The sequence below is a fragment of the Saccharopolyspora sp. SCSIO 74807 genome, from assembly GCF_037023755.1.
Taxonomy (GTDB): Bacteria; Actinomycetota; Actinomycetes; order Mycobacteriales; family Pseudonocardiaceae; genus Saccharopolyspora_C; species Saccharopolyspora_C galaxeae.
In genome coordinates this window covers 6065688-6086930 of record NZ_CP146100.1, presented here as the reverse complement: position 1 = coordinate 6086930, position 21243 = coordinate 6065688, and the positions used below count along the sequence as shown (strand labels likewise).

Here is a 21243-nt window from a genome sequence, read left to right as displayed (position 1 = left end):
CGGGAATAGTGCCTGCCCGGGCACCGTTCTCCCGATTACTTAAAATCTGAAGGAGACGTGATCGAGATGCAGTTCGGGGTTTTCACGGTCGGCGACGTCACGCCCGACCCGACGACCGGACGCACCCCATCGGAGGCCGAGCGGATCCAGGCGATGGTGACCATCGCGCGCAAGGCCGAAGAGGCCGGGCTGGACGTGTTCGCCACCGGCGAGCACCACAACCCGCCGTTCGTGCCGTCGTCGCCGACGACGCTGCTCGGCTACGTCGCCGGCGCGACCGAGCGGATCACCCTGTCCACCGCCACGACGCTGATCACCACCAACGACCCGGTGAAGATCGCCGAGGACTTCGCGATGCTGCAGCACCTGGCGGGCGGGCGCGTCGACCTGATGCTCGGCCGGGGCAACCAGGGGCCGGTGTATCCGTGGTTCGGCCAGGACATCCGCCAGGGCATTCCGCTGGCGATCGAGAACTACCACCTGTTGCACCGGCTTTGGCACGAGGACGTGGTCGACTGGCAGGGCAAGTTCCGCACCCCGCTGCAGGGCTTCACCGCCACTCCGCGGCCGCTCGACGGGATCGCGCCGTTCGTGTGGCACGGTTCGATCCGCAGCCCGGAGATCGCCGAGCAGGCCGCCTACTACGGTGACGGCTTCTTCCACAACCACATCTTCTGGCCGAAGGAGCACACCCAGCGCATGGTCGAGCTCTATCGGCAGCGCTACGAGCACTACGGCCACGGGCGGGCCGACCAGGCGATCGTCGGGCTCGGCGGGCACGTGTTCATGCGGAAAAACTCGCAGGACGCCATCGAGGAATTCCGGCCCTACTTCAACGATGCGCCGGTCTACGGCGGTGGCCCGTCGCTGGAGCGGTTCATGGACGAAACGCCGCTCACGGTCGGCTCGCCGCAGCAGGTCATCGATCGCACGCTGTCCTTCCGCGACTACGTCGGCGACTACCAGCGCCAGCTGTTCCTGCTCGACCACGCCGGGCTGCCGCTGAAGACCGTGCTGGAACAGCTCGACCTGCTCGGCGAAGAAGTCGTTCCGGTGCTGCGCAAGGAATTCGCCGCCCGCAAACCCGACCACGTGCCCGAGGCACCCACCCACGAGAACCGACTGCAAGCACAACACCAGGATCCGGAAGGGAGTGCGGCATGAGCAACATCCTCGCGATCTCCGCGGGCCTGTCGCAGCCGTCGAGCACCCGGCTGCTGACCGACCGGCTCGCCGCGGCCGCCCGCGGCGAGCTGGGTGCCGAGACGACGGTCGAGGTGGTCGAACTGCGCGAGCACGCGCACGACATCACCGACAACCTGCTCACCGGCTTCCCGAACCAGCGGCTGCGGCCGGTGCTGGAACAGCTCGAAGCCGCCGACGGGCTGATCCTGGTCAGCCCGACGTTCAGCGCCTCCTACAGCGGCCTGTTCAAATCCTTCATGGACCTGGTGGAACCCGAATCGGTGCACGACAAGCCGGTCTTGCTCGGTGCGACCGGCGGCACCGAGCGGCATTCACTGGTGCTCGAACACGCGCTGCGCCCGCTGCTGGCGTACCTGCGCGCACAGGTCGTGCCCACCGCCGTCTACGCCGCGAGCTCGGACTGGGGCAACGACAGCGACCTCAACCAGCGGATCACCCGCGCCGCGGGCGAGCTCGCTTCAGCCGTGCAACGGCAACCGGCACAGCGCAAGGACGACCCGTTCGCGAATCCGGTGCCGTTCGAACAGCTCCTCCAAGAGACGGCGACGAACTGAAGGAGAACCGATGTCCGAGGAATCCGCTGAAGCCACGGTCGCCCGGTCGACCGATCGGGATCGCTACGAGATCACCAGCGGCGACCGGCCGGCGGGGTTCACCGCCTATGTCGATCGCGGTGGGCAGCGCATCTTCTTCCACACCGAGATCGGCGAGGACTTCGGCGGCCGCGGGCTCGGCAGCGTCCTGATCGGGCGCGCCCTGGCCGACACCCGCGAAGCCGGGCTGCGCATCGTGCCGGTGTGCCCGTTCGTGCAGAAGTACCTCGAACGCCACCACGAGGTCGACGACGTCGTCGACAAGGTCACCCCGGACGCACTCGCCGCGGTGCGCGAACGGAACGGATGAGCCGATGGCCGACCGGATCTTCCTGGACAAGCAGACACCGACGGTGTTCAAGGCGTTGAGCGCGACCGCGGCCGAGGTCCGCGACCGGGCACGTGAACTCGGGCTGGAGCGCATCCTGCTGGAACTGGTCAACATCCGGGCCTCGCAGCTCAACGCCTGCACGTTCTGCCTGGATCGGCACACCCGGCTCGCGCTCGAGGCCGGCGAAACGACCCAGCGTCTGGCCGTGCTCCCGGGTTGGCGCGAGACCGAGTTGTTCACCCCGCGCGAGCGAGCGGCCTTGGAGCTGGCCGAAGCGGTGACCCTGGTGGCCGCGCAGCACCTCGACGATGCCGACTACGAACGAGCACGCACGTTGCTCTCCGACGACGAGGTCTCACTGGTGACCTGGGCGGCCATCACCATCAACGCCTTCAACCGCGTGTCCGTCTTCTCCCGCCACCCGGTCCGGGCCCGGAACGCACCTGAGCCCTGAGGTGGAGCCGGGAGCGCACCCGGGCACCCGGTTGGCAACGAGGCACCCAGCAGCAGTCTTCGAAGAGGTCGACATGGCCGGTGAAACGCCCGTCCGCAGCAATGACCACTTGCTCACTCCGGACAACGCCGCACTCGTGGTGATCGACTACCAGCCCGAGCAGGTCGGCACCGTCGGGTCGCTAGGTCATGACGAACTGATGCTCAACATGACCGCCGTGGCCCGCGCGGCCGATGCCTACCAGCTGCCGGTCGTGCTCAGCACCGTCGGTGTCGAGCTGGGTGCCAACAGCGGCACCATCCCCGAACTGCGCGACGCGCTGCCCGCCACCGAGGAGATCGACCGGACCACGCTCAACTCCTGGGAGGATCCGGATTTCCGTTCCGCGGTGCAAGCGACCGGCCGCAGGAAGATCGTCATGACCGGGTTGTGGACCGAGGTCTGCGTGGCTTTCCCGACGCTGGACATGCTGGGCGAAGGCTACGAGATCTACCCGGTCGCCGATGCCATCGGCGGCGTCAGCCGGGACGCCCACGACAACGCGATGCAGCGGATGTTGCAGGCGGGTGCGCAACCGGTCACGGCGATCTCGCTGGCCGCCGAACTGCAGCGCGATTGGGGCAGGGCGAACGCGGACCACCTGCGCGCCATCCTGCGCTGGTATTTCCCGCAGTTGCAGGAGATCCGCGCCAAGGCGTAGCGCCGTCGAGCAGCCTCGGCCGCACCGGGCTCACCGCACGGGAATCCCAGGACCCAGCGGGATGCCGAGCCAGTACCAGACGGCGAACAGTGCGCTCCAGGCGATGAGGAACGCGGTGGCGATCGGCACGGTGAACGACATCAGCGTGCCGATTCCCGCGTTCTTGCGGTATTGCTGGACGAATCCCAGTGCGAGCACGAAGTAGGGGCTCATCGGCGTCACGGCGTTGGTGACCGAGTCGCCGATCATGAAGGTGGCCATCGCGGATTCGGGCCGCACCCCGAGGTACATCATCATCGGCACCAGGATCGGGGCGAGGATCGCCCACATCGCCGAGCCGCTGGTGACCAGCATGTTGATCAGGGCTACCGCCACGGCGATGGCCAGCAGGATCACCAGGTGCGGCGCGTTCATCGAGTGCAGCAGGTCAGCGCCGTTGACCGCCAGCACGGAGCCGATGCCGGTCCAGGTGAAGTAGGCCAGCAGCTGCGAAGCGGCGAAGAACAGCACGAGCACGGGAGCGATCTTGCTGACGCCCTCGGTCATGATCGGGGGCACCGCGGACATCCGCGGGATGGTGCCCGTCGTGCGGCCGTGGACGAGGCCGAGCAGCGCGAACAGCAGGGCGATGAACACGCTGATGTCGGATATGACAACGGATCGCGTGATGCTGCCGTCCTCGCCGAGCAGCGGTGATCCGGGGATCGCCAGCAGCGCCACGATCGCGGCGACGTAGCCGGTGAACACGACCGCGGTCAGCTTCAGCGCGCGGCGCTCGGCCGGTGCGAGGTGGATGCGCGCGGGGTCGTGCTCGCCTGCCGGCTCATCGGCCGGAGCGGAGAATTCCGCTCGTTTCGCCAGCACGAGCTCGACCACCAGCGTGATGATCGCGGCGAGGAACACCGCGGAGAACGCGGAGAAGAAGTACGCCGCGACGGGCGTGACGTCGTAGCCGGGATCGACCGTCCGCGCGGCCGCAGCGGTGAGGGCGGCTCGGACGGCATCGGAGGGGTTGACCAGCGGGCTGGCGTTGAACCCGGCCGAGACCGCGACGTAGGCGACCAGCACGCCGAGCACCGGGCTGCGTCCCGCCGCGCGGAAGGCGAGCGCGCCGAGCGGGATCATCACGAGGTACGCCGAGTCGCTCATGATGTGCGCGATCATCCCGGTGAACGCGACCGCGAAGGTCACCCAGCGCCCGGGCAGCCGCACGACGGTGCTCCGCAGCAGCGCTTCGAGCAGGCCACTGCGCTCGGCGACGCTGACGCCGAGGATCATCACCAGCACGATCGCCAGCGGCGGGAATTCCGCGAAGTTGTCCATGACGGACTTCGCGGCGAACTCGATCCCGTCCAGCGAGAGCAAGTTCCGCACCGCGACGACCTTGCCGCTCTGCGGGAGGACGACGGAGACGTCGGCCAGCGACAGCACGAGGCTGACCACGGCCAGCACTGCGGCCAGGATCCAGAACAACCAGAACGGGTGCGGCAGCTTGTTGCCCGCTCGTTCGATCGCGCCGATCGCGCGGAAAAGTCCGTTCGTGCCGGTCTTGGGGGCAGTGTTGCGACGTTGCATAGCTGTCCTTGGCGTGACGGCGACCGCGGGTTATTGCTCGCCGAGGCGGGTCGCGTGCTGGTCCACTGTGTACTCCGAGCGTTGCCGCCCGGCGAAGCGGGTGGGGCGGAAGGTGCTGAGCAGGTCCTGGTGCCCGCCGGTGACGATCTCGGTGGCGGCGAGGCGCCCGAGCGCGGGCGCGAGCGTGATGCCGCTGTGCGAGACGAGGAAGTAGATCCGCGACTGCGGCGAGGTGCAGCCGGCGATCGTGAATCCGTCCGCGGGCAGGGACCGGAACCCGACCCGCAGGTCGATGTCCGGCGTGCCGCCGCGTTCGGGCAGCAAGTCGGCGAGCCGCTGCGTGATCGTGGCCGCGATCGGCCCGGTGCGGGTCGGCGGGTCGGCCGGATCGACGTCGGCGTTGAGATCGAGCGCCTGCACGACGGCGCCCCCATCGGCCGCCGGGCGCAGGTTGAGCCCCGGTGAGTGGATCACGCAGCGCAGGTCGATCTCGGGGGCGCGGACGTGTCCGAGCAGCCCGACCGCGGGTGATCCGCGGTCGGCGGCAGTCAGCATGGGCAGCTCGATCCCGGCGCCTGCCGCGAGTCGTTCGGTCCAGCGGCCGGTTGCCAGGACGACGCGGTCACCGGTGAGGGTCCGCCCGTCGGCCGTGCTGACCGACGCTGCCCGGGCGTTGTCCTCGATCGCCACGACCTCGCCGATGAACAGCTCGGCGCCGTGCCGCTCGGCGTCGGCCAGCAGGTTCGCCACCAGCCGCTCCGGCAGCACGTAGCCCTCGCCGGGGAAGTGCGCGAACGAGGTGGCGGCCGCCGGAATCCGGAGTTCGCCAGCGATCCGGGCCGCTTCGGCTCGCTGAATCCAGCGGGCCGGGTAGTCGAGCGACCGCAGCCGCTCCACGTTGCTCGCGAGCCATGCTTCGCTCGCGGCGTCGGCCCATTGCAGCGCACCGCTGGGGAAGTAGGACTGCGGACCGGGCAGCTGCGCGTCCAGGGCCGCGTGTTCTTCCATGCCGGCGACGTTGAGCCGGTGGTAGGCGGGATCGTGCTTGCGGTTGGCGTTGGTCCAGGCGAACGTGGTCGCGGTGGTTCCGGTGCCCGCTGCCCGCTGGTCCAGCAGCTCGACGTCCGCACCGGCGACGGCCAGGGCCCTGGCGACGCCGGCGCCCAGCACGCCCGCGCCGACCACGATCACCTTCATGCGCGCTTCCTTTCCACATTGGACGGACACGGCTCAGACGGCCGATCCGGGCAGCTCCACGAAGAATTCCGCGGTTCCCGGGCGAACGAGGGTCGTTACCACCTCGATCACGGTCCCGTCCGGAACGCGCAATTCCCTGCGCCGCAGCAGAGTCGGTGTTCCCGGCGTGCTGTCGAGCAGCCGCGCGTCGCGCTCGTCGAGGACGACCGGATCGAGGTAGAGCCGGACCGTGTCCACCTCGACTCCGCGAGCACGCAGGTGCCCCAGCGTGACGAGTTCTTCGAGCTCCTGGTCCAGCAGGTCGGGTGCGGCCGCGAACTGCACGACGTGCTTCTCGACGGACTGCACGTGTTCCAGCAGATCCAGCTTGCGGCGCACCAGCTCGATCACGGCCGCGTCGGGCTCGGCGCCGGGCAGTGGATGGACCGCGTCGGCAGCCCTGACCACTCGCGCGGACACCACCTCGTGCCTGCCCGGAACGCCTTTCCCGGCGGTCTCGGGCACGACGAAGTTGAGCAGGTTGAACCGGCGCACCGAATCGGCGACGAACGACCCGTGCCGCCGGTGGCGCACCGCCAGGCCCGCTTTGGCCAGGTCGTTGAGCGCTCGCTGGGCGGTGGGGCGACTGACGCCGTATTGCTCGCACAGCTCCTTCTCCGTCGGCAGCCGCGCGCCGGGAGTCAGGTCTCCGGCGTGGATCCGCCCTTCGAGCGCACGCCTGAGCTGCTCGTGCAGCGACTCCGCCATGGTTTGAACTTACGATCGGCGAAATGACATGTCAAATGACCCGGTGGATGCGCCGCACGCCACCCGCGACCGGTCTCAAGCGCTGCGTCGGCCGGAACGGGCGCGGATCCGCGCACCACTCCTGTCAATCGGAAATGCGCGGAAAACTCCGGAAACACCGGCAACTCCCGATTTCCCGGCTGCGGGCGCTCGTTGCACGGAGGTCTACGGTCGTCCCCGGGAGTTGCCGCCTGCGCTGCGCCGAATCCCGGCAGCGGCGGGGCGGCCGCCTTCTACGAGCAACGATTCGAATGGGGTTCGTTGGTGCATTGCGTCACTTGTGGCGATCAATTGCCGGCCGATCGCGTCGAGTGGGGATACGAGTACTGCGTGAATCCCGGGTGCGTCGAGGAGAACTTCAAGGGTGTGCGCCTCGTCGAGGTGGCGGTCAACAAGAGCGCCCCGCAAGTCGTGGCCGCCGGTGAGGTCGACGACGCGCTGCGGAAGATGCGCGACGGCGAGTACGCCAAGAAGGACACCTCGCTCGGTGCGGCCGGCCACGGCCAGGCGGGGGACCGAGCCCGCAGCGGGAACCGGAGCGTGCGGCGCCGACCGGCGCCCACCAGGACGGCGAAACGCTGGACTCCGCAGCAGGAGAGGATGGTGCAGGTCTTCAACGAAATGGGCCTGCGCCCGCGGGAGATGATCGAGCGGGCTCCGCATCTGCGGCTCACCGAGAAGCTGATCACGGAGATCGTCTGCGCCATCAAGCACTAGCGCGGGCCACATCGCGGGGGCTCATGCCGCTGATGTGATGCGCCCGCGTGACTCGTGGTGCGGATCCCGTCCCCAACGGGACGACCGGCAGCGGCGTTTCCACGTCCGCGCGCCGGGAAATGCCGGACGGGACGGGAGGCGCGAGATGGCAGGTCAGCAGCAGACGCCGCCGGGACGAGAGGCGCCGATGCGCCCGCGACCCGACCACGGCGAGCACAGCTACACCGGTTCCGGCCGGTTGACGGATCGGGTCGCATTGATCACCGGCGGGGACAGCGGGATCGGCAAGGCGGTGGCCATAGCCTTCGCGCGGGAAGGCGCCGACGTGCTGCTGTCCTACTTCTCCGAGCACGACGACGCTCGCGCCACCGCTGACCTGGTCGAACAGGCCGGTCGGCGGGCCGTGCCGGTTCCCGGCGACCTCGCCGAACCGGCGCACTGCCGCGAGCTGGTGGACCGCGCGCTGCGCGAGTTCGGCGAGCTGCACGTGCTGGTCAACAACGCCGCCCACCAGATGACCCGGCACCGCTTGGAGGACATCCCGGACGAGGAGTGGGACCGCACCGTCGCGGTGAACCTGGACGCGATGTTCCACCTGTGCAAGGCGGCCGTGCCGCACTTGCGCCCGGGTGCGTCGATCATCAACTCGACGTCGATCAACTCGGACATGCCGCCCTCGACGCTGCTGCCCTACGACGCGACCAAGGCGGCGATCGCGAACTTCAGCGCCGGCCTGGCGCGGATGTACGGGGACCGCGGCATCCGGGTGAACAGCGTCGCGCCGGGTCCGATCTGGACACCGCTGATTCCGGCGACGATGCCGCCGGAACAGGTGGAGAACTTCGGGCGGGACGTGCCGCTGGGGCGGGCGGGGCAGCCTGCGGAGTTGGCGCCGGTGTACGTCCTGCTCGCCTCCGACGAATCTAGCTACGTGTCCGGAGCGCGCATCGCGGTCACCGGCGGCAGCCCGATCCTGTGAGGCGGCAGTGCACCCGCTGCTGCTCAGCGCTCCGGTCGGTCAGCCGCGAGCGGTGTTGCGCGTGCAAGCCTACCCGTCGGTGCTGCGGCACTTGCCGGTGCGGCCCGGGGCGAGACCATTCTCGTGCCGGGCGGCGCGATCCACAGCTTCGGCTCGCGCACACTCGAAAACCAGGACAACGCCGTGTCAACCGAATGACCGGCTCGAGCGATCGGCTTCGTCCGTCCCACGTTGCAAAGGGCGCGGAACCGGCTCAGCCGGAGTCGGCCGGGTCCGGGTCGAGCAGCGAGCGCACTCGATGGCTGAGCAGGACCTCGTGCGGCGCGCGTTCGAGTTCGGCGGCTTCGACCGGAACGCCTTGACGCCGGGCGATCTCGCGCAGGTAGGCCCAGTGAGCTGCTTCCTCCTGCTCGTGCGAGAAACCATCACGTGGCTCGTCGGGTCCGACCACTGCGCGTGCCGTCCTGCGCACCTCGGTTGCCGAAGTCGTGTCCCAGCCGCCGGACGACGCCCATCCCCGGTCGTCCAGGAGCACCACCCGTCGTCCGTCCACGAGTTCTGCCTCGTGCAGCAACGAAACGGCGAATCCTCCGGGCCTTTCTGCCGCGTCCACCTCAACGGACGTCACTAGACGCGCCACAGTGGACATTTGCGCTCCGTGCTCATCCGATGTCATCGCGAGTGTCCCGCGTTGAGGCGTGACTCCATCGCACCCGCGAAGCGGGTCATGGCCGCGAGGACTTCGTCGCGTTCTGACCCGAGCTCGGCGAGCACTTCCGCATGGGCTTCGAGTTCCCGGGGGAACAGGGCGTCGATGGTGTCCGCGGCTTCCGCGGTGATGCTCACGAGCGTGGCCCGCCTGTCGGCGGGTTTGGCGGAGCGCGTGATGAGGCCGCGTTTGTCGAGTTTGGCCAGGGTTTTGCTGACGCCAGCTCGGGACATGCCGAGTTGCGCGGCGAGATGGGCCGCGGTCACGGGCTGGTCGAGGTGGCGCAGCGGAACGAGCAGCCGGACCTCGGCCGGTGTGACGGTCGCGCCGTCGTAGACGTGCTCGACGGCGCGGTCGAGCGCGGCGTTGATGCGGTTGACCAGGGCTACGACTTCCATCGGAGACGTGTCCAGGCCGGGATTGCGCTCGGCCCAGAGTTCCTGGGTGCGCGCTTGGAGAGGAAGCACGGCATGACTTTCGTTAACCGGTGAACTACTTGTTACGGTAGTTCAGGGTACTGATCCTGCGAGGTGGGCGTCGCGCCCGGTGGGTGGCGATGCGACGTGGTGGCCGCGTGCGCGCGGACGAGCTGTGGAGCAAAAGCTTGCTGGACAACGATGTTGTGGTGGTCGGCGGCGGTGCCGCGGGGCTGTCCGCTGCGGTGCTGCTCGGTCGGTCGCGTCGGCGGGTTGTGGTCGTCGATGCCGGCGAGCCGCGCAACGCCCCTGCCGGGCACATGCACGGATTCCTGTCCCGGGACGGGATGCAACCGGCGGAGCTGCTGAAGATCGGCCGGGACGAGGTCGTGCGCTACGGCGGCGAGATCCGCGCCGGTCGGGTGGACGGTCTCGAACGGATCGATGAACGCGGGTTCGCGGTGCGGCTCACCGACGGGGGAGAGCTGACCGCGCGGGCGCTGCTGGTGGCCACCGGCCTGCGCGACGAACTCCCCGCGATTCCCGGACTTCGCGAGCAGTGGGCCAGGACGGTGCTGCATTGCCCGTACTGCCACGGATTCGAGGTGCGCGACGCCCCGCTGGCGGTCGTCGGTGGTGACAACCGGGCGTTCACCCTGCACCAGGCGCAGCTGATCCGGCAGTGGTCGGACGATGTCGTGTTCTTCCCGCACCGGATCGTCCTGGACGACGACGAGCGCGAGCGGCTCACGGCGCGCGGTGTCCGCATCGTCGACGGCGATGTGGCGCGGATCGTGGCCGACGGCAGTGGTGTGTCCGATGTGGAACTCGCCGATGGTTCGGTGGTGCCGCGCACCGCGGTGTTCGTCGGGCCTTCTTTCCGTCCGTGCGACGAGTTGTTGACCGCGCTGGGATGCGAGGTCGGTGACAACGGTTGGGTCCGCGTCGATTCTTCCGGCCGCACCAGCGTTTCCGGTGTGTGGGCGGCGGGCAACGTCGTCGACAGCCCGGCTCAGGTGATCAACGCTGCCGGCGCGGGAGCACAAGCCGCCGTCGCGCTCAACCACCATCTGCTGGCCGCCGACGTCGATCACGCCGTCGCGCGGCATCGTGCTTCCGGTGGGCGAGCGGAATCGTCCTAAAAGGACGTAACGATGCTTCGCGGTGGGAGCGTCCTCGCGGTCATCCGGTGATCGCGGCGCTGGATCCGGCCGCAGTGGTCACTCGCCCGAGGAAGCCGCGGATGTATCCGGCGACGGTGTCGAGGTCGCTCTCGAGCGCGAAGTGGCCGGCATCGAGCAGGTGGATCTCGGCGTCGGGCAGGTCGGCGGCGAACGCGCGTGCGCCTTCGGGGCCGAAGATCTCGTCGTTGGCGCCCCACACCGCGAGCAGCGGCACCTGGCTCGTCCGGAAGTATTCCTGCACGCGCGGGTAGAGCTCGACGTTGGTGGTGTAGTCGCGGAACAGGCGCAGTTGGATCGCGTCGTTGCCCGGGCGCTGGAGCAGGGCGTGGTCGTGCAGCCACGTGTCCGGGCTGATCAGGCCGGGATCCGGCACGCCGTGCAGGTACTGCCAGCGGATGGCGTCGAGCTCGAGGGCGCTGCGCAGGGCCGTCTCGTTCGCTGGGCCGGGATCGGCTGCGTAGGCCCAGATCGGTGCCCAGAAGGACGGCACGAAGCCGGCTTCGTAGGCGTTGCCGCTCTGGCTGATGATCGCGGTGATCCGGTTCGGGTGGCGCAGTGCGAGCCGCCAGCCGATGGGAGCGCCGTAGTCCTGCACGTAGATCGCGAAGTCCCGCACGCCCAGCTCGTCGAGCAAACCGTCGGTGATGGTGCTCAGCGCCTCGAAGCTGTAGTCGAACTCGTCGGCCGGCGGCGCGTCCGACCGGCCGAACCCCAGGTGGTCCGGGGCGATGACGTGGTAGCGGTCGGCCAGCTCCGGGATCAGCAGGCGGAACATGTGCGAGCTGGTCGGATAGCCGTGCAGCAGGAGCACGGTCGGTGCTTCGGGCGGGCCGGCTTCGCGGTAGAAGATCCGGTGGTCGTCGACGGACGCGGTCCGGTGGTGCACTGCGATCATGGCTAACCTCTATCAGTGATTTATTTGGTTAGGCTCGGCTGCCGGAGACGCTAGGGGCCGCGTGCTAACCTGTCAACTCGTCATGAATTGGTTAGGTCGGAGTCGAATGGTCGATGACCCGGAACTGCTGCTGGCGCTGCTCAACAGCCGGCCGGTGCTTGACGGTGCCGAACGGGACGAGCTGGGTGATGAGCGCAGCGGTCGTGCGTGGGCCACCGCCCACGGCGGTGTCGGGACCGCCGGTGAGCTGCGCCGGCTGCGGGCGGTCCGAGAAGAGCTCACCGAGGTGGTGCTCGGGAAGCGGGCTCCGTCGGTGCTGGCCCACGCGCTCGAAGGCGTGCACCAGCGGCCGGTGCTCGACGACGGCGGACTGAGCTGGGAACTGGTCGCCGGCACCGACGCGTTGCTGCCCGCGCGCGCCGTGTTGGCGTGGGCGTGGGTCGCAGAGCAGCTACCGGGCCGCTTGCGCCCCTGCGGCAACGAAGAATGCCGGCTGTTCCTGCTCGACCGCAGCAAGGCGAACAAGGCCCGCTGGTGCTCGATGGCCACCTGCGGCAACCGGATGAAAGCCAGGCGGCATTACGAACGCAATCGGCCGCGGGCCCAGCAGTAGCCCGCGGCCGGGAGGGCGCATGAAGATCGTGCCGCTGACCATCGGCTCGCACGGCGATGTGGCCCGTTCGTCGGCCTGGGCGAGCCTTCGGGCGGCCGGTCGGTCGTGGTGAACCCGGTTGCAGAGCCTCGTCCATCGGTATCGTCCGGAATCGCGCGGGCGGGGAATCCGGTTTTCGGGCGCTGAGCTTCAGCTCCATTCGGGGGAATTCCGCAAAACTAGGTGTACGACGTATACCGCCTTGGTATACGTTGTAGACATGTCGGAGAGGACGACTCGGGAGTCGAACGCGGGACGGATCGTGGAAGTCGCGTTGTCCATCCTGTCCGAGGAGGGTGCCGATGCGGTGACGATGCGGCGGGTCGCCGCCGACGTCGGCGTGACGCCGATGGCGATCTACAAACATCATGCGAACCGCGAGGCTTTGTTGAAAGCCGTGGCGGATGCGGGTTTTCGCCGGATGGCCGCAACCAGGTCCGAGCGCTCCGGTGCGGCCGGCTTCGCCGAACGCATCGGCGGCCTGCTGGACGACTTCCTCGATTTTGCGCTCGGTGCACCGCACTTGTACTCCTTCATGATCACGGAGCGCCGAGAGCAGGCGCGGCGGTTCCCGGAGGACTTCCGCGAAGGAGCCTCTCCCACGTTCACCCCGGTCGTGCGCGCCGTCGAGGACGGGATGCGCGAGGGCTACTTGCGCGACGACGACCCCTTCGAGGTCACGATCGCGATCACGGCGCAGGCGCAGGGGTTGGTGCAGCTGTACTTCGGCGGGCGCATCGACCTGTCCGAGTCGGCTTTCCGCGATCTGTGCCGACGCACCATGTGGCGCACGATCGGCGGCCTTCGCCAGTGAGCGGGTCAAGGGTTCGCGACGGGTCGTGCCGAGTCTCGACGAACAGCATTCGGCGCCCATAGCGCGCGAATGGAGAATTCGATGAAATCTGGGGGAACAACACCATGCGCAGGCAGACCGCACCAACAGAGCAGCCCGTCCGGGCCGCGTCCACGGGAACCGGCGATGCGAGTGCTGACGAGTCCGGGCTCGCAACGACCGGTCGAAGACGTCGATGGGGCCGAGTCGCGGTCGTCGCTGCCGTCGTACTGGTCGTGCTGCTGGTCGGCGGGACCTTCGGGGCCGGTTGGTACGTCAGCAGCCAGCAGCTCGAACCGAACCACTTCAAGAAGGGGCCGTCTGGACTGGTGCTCGGTTTCGGCACCGCACGCGGCGAGCCGACGGTGCTGCTGAGCGCGGCGGAGGGGACCGGCAAGCCCGGTGTCCATGCGCTGACCTGGAACGGCGGCGCGACGATGGTCGGCGACGTCGTGTCGCGCTCAGCCGGGCGCGTGCAGCGCCGGTTGTTGGGGGTGCCACCGCCGGTGGACGTGCAGGTGTCGGTCAAGCCGAAGGTCTACCCCTCCGACCCGCGTTCGTTGCTCGGGTTCCCGGCTGCACAAGTCAGCGTGCCGACCGAGCTGGGCCCGGCCCCGGCTTGGTTCGTGCCTGCCACCGGCCCGGCCGCGTCCACGTGGGTGATCGCGGTGCACGGCCAGCACGGTGATCCGTCGACGGCGATGACCGGGGTTCCGGCGATGCACCGCCTCGGCCTGCCGGTGCTGGCGATCTCCTACCGCAACGACATCGGTGCCCCCGCTTCGCCGGACGGGTTGCTGCACCTCGGGCAGTCCGAGTGGCGCGACGTCGACGCCGCGATCACGCACGCGCGGAAGATGGGCGCGCAGCGGGCGGTCCTGGACGGAGCATCGATGGGTGCAGCCGCCGTGCTGCAAACCCTGAAGCACTCGGCGCAAGCGGACGCGGTCGCCTCGGTGGTGCTGGATGCGCCCGCCCTGGACTACGAAGCGACCGGCTATCACGTGGGCGAGCAGATGGGAGCGCCCGCACCGGTGATCGCGGCGGCGAGCAAGATCATGGAATGGCGGGCCGGACTGGACTTCGACGAGCTCGACACGCTCGACAACCCACCCGCGATCAGGCCGCCGACGCTGCTCGTCCACGGTTCGGCGGACGAAGAACACCCGGTGGCCGGTTCGCGCGAGCTCGCCGATTCCGGGCCGCGGAAGCGTTGGCCGATCCAGTACGAGGAATTCCCCGGTGCCGGGCACACGCAGAGCTGGAACATCGATCCGGAGCGCTACGACCGGGTGCTGACGGATTTCCTGCGCCGCACAGCACTTCGAGGTTGAGCCGGTTGCGGGTAGGCAGCCGGTCCGGAAGTGGTCGCCGAGCAGTGACGCCTTGGCGCCTTCCGGCCGGTACTGCGGTTCCCCGGGGAGCCGTCCCGGACACCTCGCTTCGGGAAGCCCGGGCTTCGAGGAGACACGCCCGGAACCGGGACGGGGGCCGGGCGAAATGAAGGGGGCGCGCGGTCCAACGGGGACAGCTCCCGTTGGACCGCGCGACAAACGTGCATCGCCGCGGGGCGCGACTCGGCCGGACCGGGATGGATAGGAGTCTCTTGTCGTTGGCCCCGCTGGGAAATGCGTAAGGTGCTGGACCCGAGCGGTGCCCGGCTCGCGGATCCACCGCGGCGAAGGGCTGGTGAAGATGCGGAACAAGGGGAGACGGCGGCCGCCGACCGGATTGGCGCGGTGGATGTTCCGGCTGCCGATTCAGCTGTACCGGCTGGGGCTGGGCCGAGTGCTCGGGTCGCGGTTCATGCTGCTGACCCACACCGGGCGCGTGACGGGACGGCAACGGCAGGTGGTGGTCGAAGTCGTCGGCGGTGGCCCGCACGAGGGCAGCTACTTCGCGTGTTCCGGCTACGGGGAAAAATCCGCCTGGTACCGGAACGTGCTCGCGCAGCCGCAGGTGCGCATCCAGGTCGGCGACCGCCGCATGATCGCGGACGCCGAGCCGCTCGGTCCGCAGCAGGCGTCCGAGGTGATGGCCCGGTACGCGGCCCGGAACCCGCGCGCGGCGCGGGCGCTGTGCCGGTTCATGGGCTTCGATGTGGACGGCGGTGACGCGGATTTCCGCGCCGTGGGCCGGGAACTTCCGTTCGTCCGGTTCACGCCGCGGCCGTGACCGGAGCTGCGCCGGTGCTCAGAAGTCGTGCACGGCGTGGACCGCGTGCGGTGCCTGCGGGTGGTATCTGCGCAGGTGCACCCGGCGGGTGAGCCGGATGAGCGGGCGGATCAGCATTTCGATGCTGCCCAGCACGAACAGCCAGGTTCCCGCGTAGGTCAGGGCATCGGAGAAGAAGAACAGGCTGCCCACGACGAACCAGGTGCCGATCAGCAGGTCGTTGATGATGCTGACGACTTCGTAGCGGCGGTGGATCACCAGCTCGTCGCGGCCGATGTGCAGGACAACGGTCCCGGCTCCGCCGTCGTCGGTCGAGGTGGAAATGATCGCCTTCCTTTCGCCTGCACGGACGTCCTCGGGGAGCACATCATTCGACGATGTGTCGCAGATAAGCGGCGGGGTTGTCGAGGTAGCGGCGCCAGTGCCCGACGAGTTCGAGTTCCTCCCAGCCGGTGCGGTGGAATCCGTCCTCGCTCACCTCGACGATGTCGGCTTCCGGGGTGGCGGCCAGGATCGGGGAGTGGGTCGCGCACACCACCTGCGCCCCGCTGCGGCCGAGCTCGTGCATGAGCCCGACCAGTTGCAGGCACGAGGTGAAGCTCAACGCGGCTTCGGGCTCGTCCAGCACGTAGAAGCCGGGCTTGTCGAACATCGACCGGAACACCGCCAGGAACCCCTCGCCGTGGGACAGCTGCGCGGTGTCCTCCTCCCAGTACCCGTGGACTCCGCCGAGCTTCTCGGTCATCTGGAACGCGGTTTCGGCGCGCAGGAAGAACCCTTGCTTCTTGGTGCGCGGGCCGCCCAGCATCCGTGCGGCCGCGGCGGTCTTGTCCAGCGCCAGTACCGCGCCGAGCGGGGTCTTGGCAGCATCCGGTCGCCCGCGCAGGGCGGCCAGCCTGCCGCCATAGGAGTCCAGGCCGAAGCCTTCCGCGATCGCCTCGACGAGCGTCGACTTGCCGGAGCCGTTGTCGCCGACCAGGAAAGTCACCGGCTTGTGGAAGTCCAGCCCGTGCTCGGCGAGTGCGGCCACGCACGGCACGGTGAACGGCCACCGGTCGCGCTGCGCGCGGTCGGGCTGGTTCGCCTCCCGGATGAAGGCGCGTTCGACGAACACGGGACTCCTCGACGTCGTTGGCAGCACACCCGTCCGTCGCACGGCCACCGGCATACGACCGGCGCGACGGGATGCACGAGCGGGCCGGGCCGAGGATCGCACGCCGTGGTCGGCCGGATGGCGAAGTGGGCGCGCAACTCGCGGACAGCGCCGGGAAAACACGCGCGGGCGGACCTTCCCGCGGCCGAGGTCGGGGGCCGGTCGTCGTGGCGGCAGCTGCGCGGGCGGAAGCGGCACCGGCCGATGCGGATACCGTGACGTGCCAAGATGGTCCTATGGCCGAGCACCCGAACGCCGCAGCGCCGCACCGCGTTTGGCGGGGCGTGGACGCGTCGCAACGGCAGGCGCGGCGACGTGCGCAGCTGGTGGCCGCCGGGTTCGCGTTGATGGGTGGCGACGGGTCGAAATCCGTCACGATGCGCGGAGTCTGCCGCGAGGCGGGGCTGACGGAGCGGTACTTCTACGAGAACTTCGGCAACCGCGAGCAGCTGCTGGTCGCCGTGCTGGACGAGACTGTCGAGCAGGCCCGCCAAGTGCTGCTGGACGCCGCCGAGCAGGCGTCTTCCCAGCAGCTCGACACGGTGCGGTACCTGGTGAGCGCGTTCACCGAGTTCGTCACCTCCGACCCGCGGCGAGGCCGGGTGCTGTTCGTGGAATCGCTGGCGGCGCCCGAGGTGGCCCAGCGGGGGCTGCGGCTCGTGGAGGAGTTCACGTCGACGATCGCGGAGCTCGTGCGCGGCGCGGAGCTCGGTGCTGCGCGGGCGGACGAGCAGGACGTGCGGCTCAACGCCTCCGCGATCTTCGGTGCGCTGGCGCACCTCTACCAGGCGTGGCTGGAAAAGCGCGTCGTCGTCTCGCGCGAGCGGTTCGTGGAGCACGTGGCCCAGGTGATCGAGAACGTGGGCGGCGCCGCTTCGCAGGTCGGCTGAGCCATCCGCTCAGCGACGCTTTATTGACAGAGCGTTAATAGCCGCGGATGCTCTCCGGGTGCGATGAGCAGCACTCGGCGAGCTGGTCGGGTCGACGCTCACGCCTCGGTTTCGCATGCCGGATTCCTGTTGTGCCAGCGGGGAAGTTGCCACCGAGCAATGTTGACTTCGACTGATGTCAGAAATACCGTTCGCGATGACGTCGGACTTCAGGCGAGGAGGCGGGCGATGGTCGACGCTGGATCAGCGGACGGCAGCGCCGAGCGTCAACAGCGCCGCGTGGTGATCATCGGCGCCGGGTTCGGCGGGCTGGGCACGGCCGCGATGCTCAAGCGCGCCGGGATCGACGACTTCGTCCTGCTCGAACGGGCCGCGGAAGTCGGCGGCACGTGGGCGGTCAACACCTACCCGGGCGCGCAGTGCGACATCCCGTCGATCCTGTACTCGTTCTCGTTCGCGCCGAACCCGGACTGGAGCCGGCTCTACCCGCTGCAGCCGGAGATCAAGGCGTACCTCAACCGCTGCGCCGAAGAATTCGGCCTGCGCCCGCACCTGCGGTTCGGGCACGAAGTGCTCGAGGCCGCCTGGGACGACGACGCGCAGCACTGGACCGTCGTGACCGACCGGGGAACCTGGCAGGCGCAGGTGCTCGTCGGCGCCACCGGCCCCTTCAGCGAACCTTCCGTGCCCGAGCTGCCGGGCTTGGAGAACTTCCGGGGCGCCGTGTTCCACTCCGCGGCCTGGGACCACGAGCACGACCTCACCGGCGAGCGCGTCGCGATGATCGGTACCGGTGCGTCCGGGGTGCAGATCATTCCGCAGGTGCAGCCGGTGGCTCGCGCGCTGAAGGTCTTCCAGCGCACGCCCACCTGGATCATGCCGCACCCGGACCGCCGCATGACGCGCTTCGAGCAGCGGCTGTTCCGGCGTTTTCCCGCCGTGCAACGGATCGCGCGGGAATGCTTCGACCTGTTGCAGGAAGCGCTGGTGCCGGGCTTCGTGCACCGGCCCCGGCTGCTCAAGGGCATGGAATGGGTCGCCCGCGCGCACCTGCGCCGCCAGGTCCGCGATCGTGAGCTGCGGGCCAAGCTGCAGCCGTCCTACTCCTTCGGCTGCAAGCGGCCCACGTTCTCCAACGCCTACTACCCGGCGTTGACGCAGCCAAACACCGAGGTGGTCACGTCCGGAATCCGGCAGGTGCGGGAGAACGGGATCGTCACCGCCGACGGAACGCTGCACGAACTCGACGCGATCGTGCTGGGCACCGGGTTCCGGATGACCGACAACCCCGTTTTCGACCGGGTGCGGGGAAAGCACGGCCGCAGCTTGAACGAGGTGTGGCAGGGCGATGCGCAGGCTTACCTGGGCACGACGATCAGCGGGTTCCCCAACTTCTTCTTCCTGCTCGGGCCGAACTCCGTCGTCTACACCTCGCAGGTCGTGACGATCGAGGCGCAGGTCAACTACATCCTGAGCTGCCTGCGCCAGCTCCAGCGGCAACGACTGTCCAGTATGGACGTCCGGCCGGAGGTGCAGCGGTCCTTCGCCGACGAGGTCGAGCACCGGCTGCGCGGCTCGGTGTGGAACACCGGCGGATGCAGCAGCTACTACCTCACCGAGGCGGGGCGCAACTTCGTGTTCTACCCGGGATTCAACCGGGGCTTCCGCGCCCGGACGCGCGAGGCCGAACTGGCCGACTACCACACACGCAGCGCTGACCGGGCGAACCGGCACAGCGCGATCCCCTCGCAGCGAAGGACGTCATGATGTTCCGATTTCCCCGCATCGGCAGGAATCCGGTCGTCGATCCGCGCGGCGCTCGGCGCTACACCGAGGAAGCGCACGTGATCACGCCACGCGACGTCGAGTTCTCGTGGGACGGGGTGCCGATGCACTACATCCCCGGAGAACCGCTGGCCACGCACGTCATCAACTTCATGCACCTGGTACTGCCCGAGGGCGAGCGGGCCATGTCCAAGGCGCTGTCCGAGTCGCTGCCGCTGATCGAAGACGCGCGGCTGCACGAGGAAGTCGTCGGCTTCATCGGGCAGGAGGCCACGCACGCGTCCTCGCACGAAGGCGCGCGGGCGCACTTGGCCTCGATCGGACTGGACACCGAGCCGATGACGCGGAAGCTGGAGTGGATGGTCGACCACGTGCTCGGCGAACGGGAGCTCAAGGGCCGCGCCGAACACGCGTGGCTGTGCGAACGGCTCGGGTTGTTCGCGGCGCTGGAGCACTACACCGCGGTGATAGGCGAGTGGTTGCTGCACGCGAAAGTGTTGGAGCGCAAGGGAATGCACCCGACGATGCTGGACCTCGTCCGCTGGCACGGCGCCGAGGAGGTCGAGCACCGCAACGTCGCCTTCGACGCGTTCATGTACGTCGACGGCAGCTACGCACGGCGGGTCCGCACGGCGCTGCTGGCGAGTTTCACGCTGCTGGTGCTGCTGCTGTCCTCGCTGAACTACCTGTTCAAGAAGGACCCGTCGAAGAACAAGGGCCGCTTCTGGTTCCTGCAACTGCTCAGCGCCATGCGCCGCGGTGTGGTCCCGAACATCATGCTGTTCCTGACCGAGATCCCGAAGTACCTCGACCCGCGCTTCCACCCCTCGCAGCTCGGCAGCATGGACGCCGCGGTGCGTTACCTGACCCGGTCCCCGGCAGCCAACGCCGGTGGCACGGCCTCGTAGCGGTAGGCGGATCATGACCACGAGCACGCAGCAAGACCGCCCCGGGTTCGAGCCTTCGTGGGTGTTGCGGGCGGTGGGCGGATTCAGCACCGCCTACCGGCACCTGTTCGCCGCGAGCAGTGCCGCACCGCTCCTTTCGCGGCCGAAACCGGTGCGCCGCAGCGGATTCGACCTCGATCTCGTCATCGATCGAATACGTCCGGAAACCGCCGACGTCGTCAGCGTGCGACTGTCCGATCCGGACGGTGGTGCGCTGCCGAGCTGGGTTCCGGGAGCGCACATCGACGTCTTCCTGCCTTCCGGGAAGCAGCGGCAGTACTCGCTGTGCGGCGATCCCGCCGACCGGTTCGGCTACCGGATCGCGGTCCGCAGGCTCGCCGACGGCCTGGGCGGGTCGCGCGAGGTGCACGACGAGCTCGAACCGGGCGACCGCATCACGATTCGCGGGCCGCGCAACGCTTTCCGGCTGGTCGATGCGGAGTCGTACCTGTTCGTCGCGGGCGGCATCGGGATCACTCCGATCCTGCCGATGGTGCGGGAGTGCCACCGGCGCGGCTCGCCGTGGCGGATGGTCTACCTCGGACGGTCCCGGGAGAGCCTGCCGTTCCTGGACGAGCTGGCCGGATACGGCAGCGGGGTGGTCGACGTCCGCCCGGACGACGAGCACGGGCCGCCGGACATCACGGCGATCCTGCCCGAGGCGTTACCCGGCGCGGCGGTCTACCTGTGCGGACCGGCGCCGCTGATGACCACCGCCCGCGACCTGCTGCGCGAGATCAACCCGAGCGGTTCCTTGCACACCGAGCGGTTCTCCCCGTTGCCGGTGCGCGACGGCGTCCCGTTCGCGGTGCGCCTCGCGCGCAGCGGGATCGACGTGCAGGTGCCGCCGGACGAGTCCGCGCTGGCCGCGATCCGCCGCGAGCTGCCGGGTGTGCCCTACTCGTGCCAGCAGGGCTTCTGCGGCTCCTGCAAGGTCCGGGTGCTCGCCGGGGAGGTGGAGCACCGGGACAGGCTGCTGCCGGACGACGAGCGCGCGGATTCGATGCTGATCTGCGTGTCGCGTTCGGCGGGCGAGCAGCTCACCATCGACCTCTGATCAGCCGCGC

24 protein-coding genes are annotated in these 21243 nt (G+C 69.1%); 16 read left to right on the top strand and 8 right to left on the bottom strand.

The annotated features are described in order from the left end of the window. Nucleotides 1-66: 66 nt before the first annotated feature. The 5 genes from V1457_RS27860 to V1457_RS27840 all read left to right on the top strand — a co-directional run bounded on the left by V1457_RS27860 (nucleotide 67) and on the right by V1457_RS27840 (nucleotide 3284). Complete coding sequence (locus V1457_RS27860; RefSeq protein WP_295143337.1) at nucleotides 67-1164, top strand: LLM class flavin-dependent oxidoreductase; 1098 nt, start codon at nucleotides 67-69, stop codon at nucleotides 1162-1164. Beyond that, nucleotides 1161-1760 carry an FMN reductase gene (locus tag V1457_RS27855; RefSeq protein ID WP_295143305.1) on the top strand — a complete coding sequence of 200 codons (600 nt, stop codon included), beginning with the start codon at nucleotides 1161-1163 and terminating at the stop codon, nucleotides 1758-1760. The genes V1457_RS27860 and V1457_RS27855 overlap by 4 nt, the downstream gene beginning before the upstream one ends. 10 nt (nucleotides 1761-1770) lie before the next feature. After that, complete coding sequence (locus V1457_RS27850; protein ID WP_338597991.1) at nucleotides 1771-2109, top strand: GNAT family N-acetyltransferase; 339 nt, start codon at nucleotides 1771-1773, stop codon at nucleotides 2107-2109. A gap of 4 nt (nucleotides 2110-2113) precedes the next feature. Beyond that, nucleotides 2114-2584, top strand: coding sequence for a carboxymuconolactone decarboxylase family protein (locus V1457_RS27845; protein ID WP_338597989.1), 471 nt, complete (start codon nucleotides 2114-2116; stop codon nucleotides 2582-2584). 73 nt (nucleotides 2585-2657) lie between these two features. Then, entirely contained in the window at nucleotides 2658-3284 is a 627-nt protein-coding gene (locus V1457_RS27840; protein WP_200071777.1) for a hydrolase, read from the top strand. A gap of 30 nt (nucleotides 3285-3314) precedes the next feature. Here V1457_RS27840 and V1457_RS27835 read toward each other — a convergent pair whose 3' ends face one another. The 3 genes from V1457_RS27835 to V1457_RS27825 are packed head-to-tail and all read right to left on the bottom strand — an operon-like array spanning nucleotide 3315 to nucleotide 6803. Next, complete coding sequence (locus V1457_RS27835) at nucleotides 3315-4859, bottom strand: AbgT family transporter (protein WP_338597986.1); 1545 nt, start codon at nucleotides 4857-4859, stop codon at nucleotides 3315-3317. A gap of 30 nt (nucleotides 4860-4889) precedes the next feature. Then, nucleotides 4890-6056, bottom strand: a complete 1167-nt coding sequence (locus tag V1457_RS27830; RefSeq protein ID WP_338597985.1) for an FAD-binding oxidoreductase — start codon at nucleotides 6054-6056, stop codon at nucleotides 4890-4892. Between the two features lie 33 nt (nucleotides 6057-6089). Continuing rightward, complete coding sequence (locus V1457_RS27825) at nucleotides 6090-6803, bottom strand: GntR family transcriptional regulator (RefSeq protein ID WP_338597983.1); 714 nt, start codon at nucleotides 6801-6803, stop codon at nucleotides 6090-6092. A gap of 369 nt (nucleotides 6804-7172) precedes the next feature. Here V1457_RS27825 and V1457_RS27820 point away from each other — a divergent pair, with 369 nt between their 5' ends. Together V1457_RS27820 and V1457_RS27815 are read left to right on the top strand one after the other, a co-directional pair. Beyond that, nucleotides 7173-7559 (top strand): hypothetical protein, encoded by a 387-nt coding sequence (locus tag V1457_RS27820; protein ID WP_295143325.1) that lies wholly within the window; start codon nucleotides 7173-7175, stop codon nucleotides 7557-7559. Between the two features lie 145 nt (nucleotides 7560-7704). Continuing rightward, complete coding sequence (locus V1457_RS27815; protein WP_338597980.1) at nucleotides 7705-8538, top strand: SDR family oxidoreductase; 834 nt, start codon at nucleotides 7705-7707, stop codon at nucleotides 8536-8538. Between the two features lie 253 nt (nucleotides 8539-8791). Here the strand turns inward: V1457_RS27815 and V1457_RS27810 are convergent, their stop codons facing one another. Together V1457_RS27810 and V1457_RS27805 are read right to left on the bottom strand one after the other, a co-directional pair. Then, entirely contained in the window at nucleotides 8792-9112 is a 321-nt protein-coding gene (locus tag V1457_RS27810; RefSeq protein WP_200071771.1) for a hypothetical protein, read from the bottom strand. A 98-nt stretch (nucleotides 9113-9210) separates the two neighbouring features. Continuing rightward, nucleotides 9211-9645 carry a winged helix DNA-binding protein gene (locus V1457_RS27805; RefSeq protein ID WP_338597977.1) on the bottom strand — a complete coding sequence of 145 codons (435 nt, stop codon included), beginning with the start codon at nucleotides 9643-9645 and terminating at the stop codon, nucleotides 9211-9213. Nucleotides 9646-9821: 176 nt separating this feature from the next. Here V1457_RS27805 and V1457_RS27800 point away from each other — a divergent pair, with 176 nt between their 5' ends. After that, complete coding sequence (locus tag V1457_RS27800; protein WP_338597976.1) at nucleotides 9822-10805, top strand: NAD(P)/FAD-dependent oxidoreductase; 984 nt, start codon at nucleotides 9822-9824, stop codon at nucleotides 10803-10805. A 40-nt stretch (nucleotides 10806-10845) separates the two neighbouring features. Here V1457_RS27800 and V1457_RS27795 read toward each other — a convergent pair whose 3' ends face one another. Then, nucleotides 10846-11742 carry an alpha/beta hydrolase gene (locus V1457_RS27795; RefSeq protein ID WP_338597974.1) on the bottom strand — a complete coding sequence of 299 codons (897 nt, stop codon included), beginning with the start codon at nucleotides 11740-11742 and terminating at the stop codon, nucleotides 10846-10848. 106 nt (nucleotides 11743-11848) lie between these two features. Between V1457_RS27795 and V1457_RS27790 the strand changes: the two genes are divergently transcribed. The 4 genes from V1457_RS27790 to V1457_RS27775 all read left to right on the top strand — a co-directional run bounded on the left by V1457_RS27790 (nucleotide 11849) and on the right by V1457_RS27775 (nucleotide 15401). Continuing rightward, the gene (locus tag V1457_RS27790; protein WP_338597972.1) at nucleotides 11849-12355 is read left to right on the top strand and encodes a CGNR zinc finger domain-containing protein; all 507 of its coding nucleotides are present in this window, start codon (nucleotides 11849-11851) and stop codon (nucleotides 12353-12355) included. 118 nt (nucleotides 12356-12473) lie between these two features. Next, nucleotides 12474-13208 carry a TetR/AcrR family transcriptional regulator gene (locus tag V1457_RS27785; RefSeq protein ID WP_338597970.1) on the top strand — a complete coding sequence of 245 codons (735 nt, stop codon included), beginning with the start codon at nucleotides 12474-12476 and terminating at the stop codon, nucleotides 13206-13208. A 104-nt stretch (nucleotides 13209-13312) separates the two neighbouring features. After that, complete coding sequence (locus tag V1457_RS27780; protein WP_200071766.1) at nucleotides 13313-14560, top strand: S9 family peptidase; 1248 nt, start codon at nucleotides 13313-13315, stop codon at nucleotides 14558-14560. A 319-nt stretch (nucleotides 14561-14879) separates the two neighbouring features. Then, the gene (locus V1457_RS27775) at nucleotides 14880-15401 is read left to right on the top strand and encodes a nitroreductase family deazaflavin-dependent oxidoreductase (RefSeq protein ID WP_307850178.1); all 522 of its coding nucleotides are present in this window, start codon (nucleotides 14880-14882) and stop codon (nucleotides 15399-15401) included. An 18-nt stretch (nucleotides 15402-15419) separates the two neighbouring features. Here V1457_RS27775 and V1457_RS27770 read toward each other — a convergent pair whose 3' ends face one another. Together V1457_RS27770 and V1457_RS27765 are read right to left on the bottom strand one after the other, a co-directional pair. Further along, nucleotides 15420-15767 carry a YrhK family protein gene (locus V1457_RS27770; protein ID WP_407074730.1) on the bottom strand — a complete coding sequence of 116 codons (348 nt, stop codon included), beginning with the start codon at nucleotides 15765-15767 and terminating at the stop codon, nucleotides 15420-15422. Between the two features lies 1 nt (nucleotide 15768). Next, nucleotides 15769-16515, bottom strand: coding sequence for an ATP-binding cassette domain-containing protein (locus V1457_RS27765; protein ID WP_295145978.1), 747 nt, complete (start codon nucleotides 16513-16515; stop codon nucleotides 15769-15771). Between the two features lie 275 nt (nucleotides 16516-16790). Between V1457_RS27765 and V1457_RS27760 the strand changes: the two genes are divergently transcribed. The 4 genes from V1457_RS27760 (at nucleotide 16791) to V1457_RS27745 (ending at nucleotide 21233) form a co-directional block, all read left to right on the top strand. Continuing rightward, nucleotides 16791-17444, top strand: a complete 654-nt coding sequence (locus tag V1457_RS27760) for a TetR/AcrR family transcriptional regulator (protein WP_338597966.1) — start codon at nucleotides 16791-16793, stop codon at nucleotides 17442-17444. A 228-nt stretch (nucleotides 17445-17672) separates the two neighbouring features. Further along, nucleotides 17673-19211 (top strand): NAD(P)/FAD-dependent oxidoreductase, encoded by a 1539-nt coding sequence (locus V1457_RS27755; protein WP_338597964.1) that lies wholly within the window; start codon nucleotides 17673-17675, stop codon nucleotides 19209-19211. Beyond that, nucleotides 19211-20137, top strand: a complete 927-nt coding sequence (locus V1457_RS27750; RefSeq protein WP_338597962.1) for a metal-dependent hydrolase — start codon at nucleotides 19211-19213, stop codon at nucleotides 20135-20137. The genes V1457_RS27755 and V1457_RS27750 overlap by 1 nt, the downstream gene beginning before the upstream one ends. 13 nt (nucleotides 20138-20150) lie before the next feature. Further along, nucleotides 20151-21233: a PDR/VanB family oxidoreductase gene (locus V1457_RS27745; RefSeq protein ID WP_338597960.1), complete on the top strand. Its 1083-nt coding sequence runs from the start codon at nucleotides 20151-20153 to the stop codon at nucleotides 21231-21233. Nucleotides 21234-21243 lie beyond the last annotated feature (10 nt).

Excerpts from the sequence above, each read along its gene's own strand:
- V1457_RS27750 (WP_338597962.1), top strand. The coding sequence starts at position 19,211 with ATGTTCCGATTTCCCCGCATCGGCAGGAATCCGGTCGTCGATCCGCGC.
- V1457_RS27835 (WP_338597986.1), bottom strand. The coding sequence starts at position 4,859 with ATGCAACGTCGCAACACTGCCCCCAAGACCGGCACGAACGGACTTTTC.
- V1457_RS27860 (WP_295143337.1), top strand. The coding sequence starts at position 67 with ATGCAGTTCGGGGTTTTCACGGTCGGCGACGTCACGCCCGACCCGACG.
- V1457_RS27755 (WP_338597964.1), top strand. The coding sequence starts at position 17,673 with ATGGTCGACGCTGGATCAGCGGACGGCAGCGCCGAGCGTCAACAGCGC.
- V1457_RS27745 (WP_338597960.1), top strand. The coding sequence starts at position 20,151 with ATGACCACGAGCACGCAGCAAGACCGCCCCGGGTTCGAGCCTTCGTGG.
- V1457_RS27780 (WP_200071766.1), top strand. The coding sequence starts at position 13,313 with ATGCGCAGGCAGACCGCACCAACAGAGCAGCCCGTCCGGGCCGCGTCC.
- V1457_RS27815 (WP_338597980.1), top strand. The coding sequence starts at position 7,705 with ATGGCAGGTCAGCAGCAGACGCCGCCGGGACGAGAGGCGCCGATGCGC.
- V1457_RS27795 (WP_338597974.1), bottom strand. The coding sequence starts at position 11,742 with ATGATCGCAGTGCACCACCGGACCGCGTCCGTCGACGACCACCGGATC.
- V1457_RS27825 (WP_338597983.1), bottom strand. The coding sequence starts at position 6,803 with ATGGCGGAGTCGCTGCACGAGCAGCTCAGGCGTGCGCTCGAAGGGCGG.
- V1457_RS27760 (WP_338597966.1), top strand. The coding sequence starts at position 16,791 with ATGGCCGAGCACCCGAACGCCGCAGCGCCGCACCGCGTTTGGCGGGGC.
- V1457_RS27840 (WP_200071777.1), top strand. The coding sequence starts at position 2,658 with ATGGCCGGTGAAACGCCCGTCCGCAGCAATGACCACTTGCTCACTCCG.
- V1457_RS27830 (WP_338597985.1), bottom strand. The coding sequence starts at position 6,056 with ATGAAGGTGATCGTGGTCGGCGCGGGCGTGCTGGGCGCCGGCGTCGCC.
- V1457_RS27845 (WP_338597989.1), top strand. The coding sequence starts at position 2,114 with ATGGCCGACCGGATCTTCCTGGACAAGCAGACACCGACGGTGTTCAAG.
- V1457_RS27805 (WP_338597977.1), bottom strand. The coding sequence starts at position 9,645 with ATGGAAGTCGTAGCCCTGGTCAACCGCATCAACGCCGCGCTCGACCGC.
- V1457_RS27855 (WP_295143305.1), top strand. The coding sequence starts at position 1,161 with ATGAGCAACATCCTCGCGATCTCCGCGGGCCTGTCGCAGCCGTCGAGC.
- V1457_RS27790 (WP_338597972.1), top strand. The coding sequence starts at position 11,849 with ATGGTCGATGACCCGGAACTGCTGCTGGCGCTGCTCAACAGCCGGCCG.
- V1457_RS27850 (WP_338597991.1), top strand. The coding sequence starts at position 1,771 with ATGTCCGAGGAATCCGCTGAAGCCACGGTCGCCCGGTCGACCGATCGG.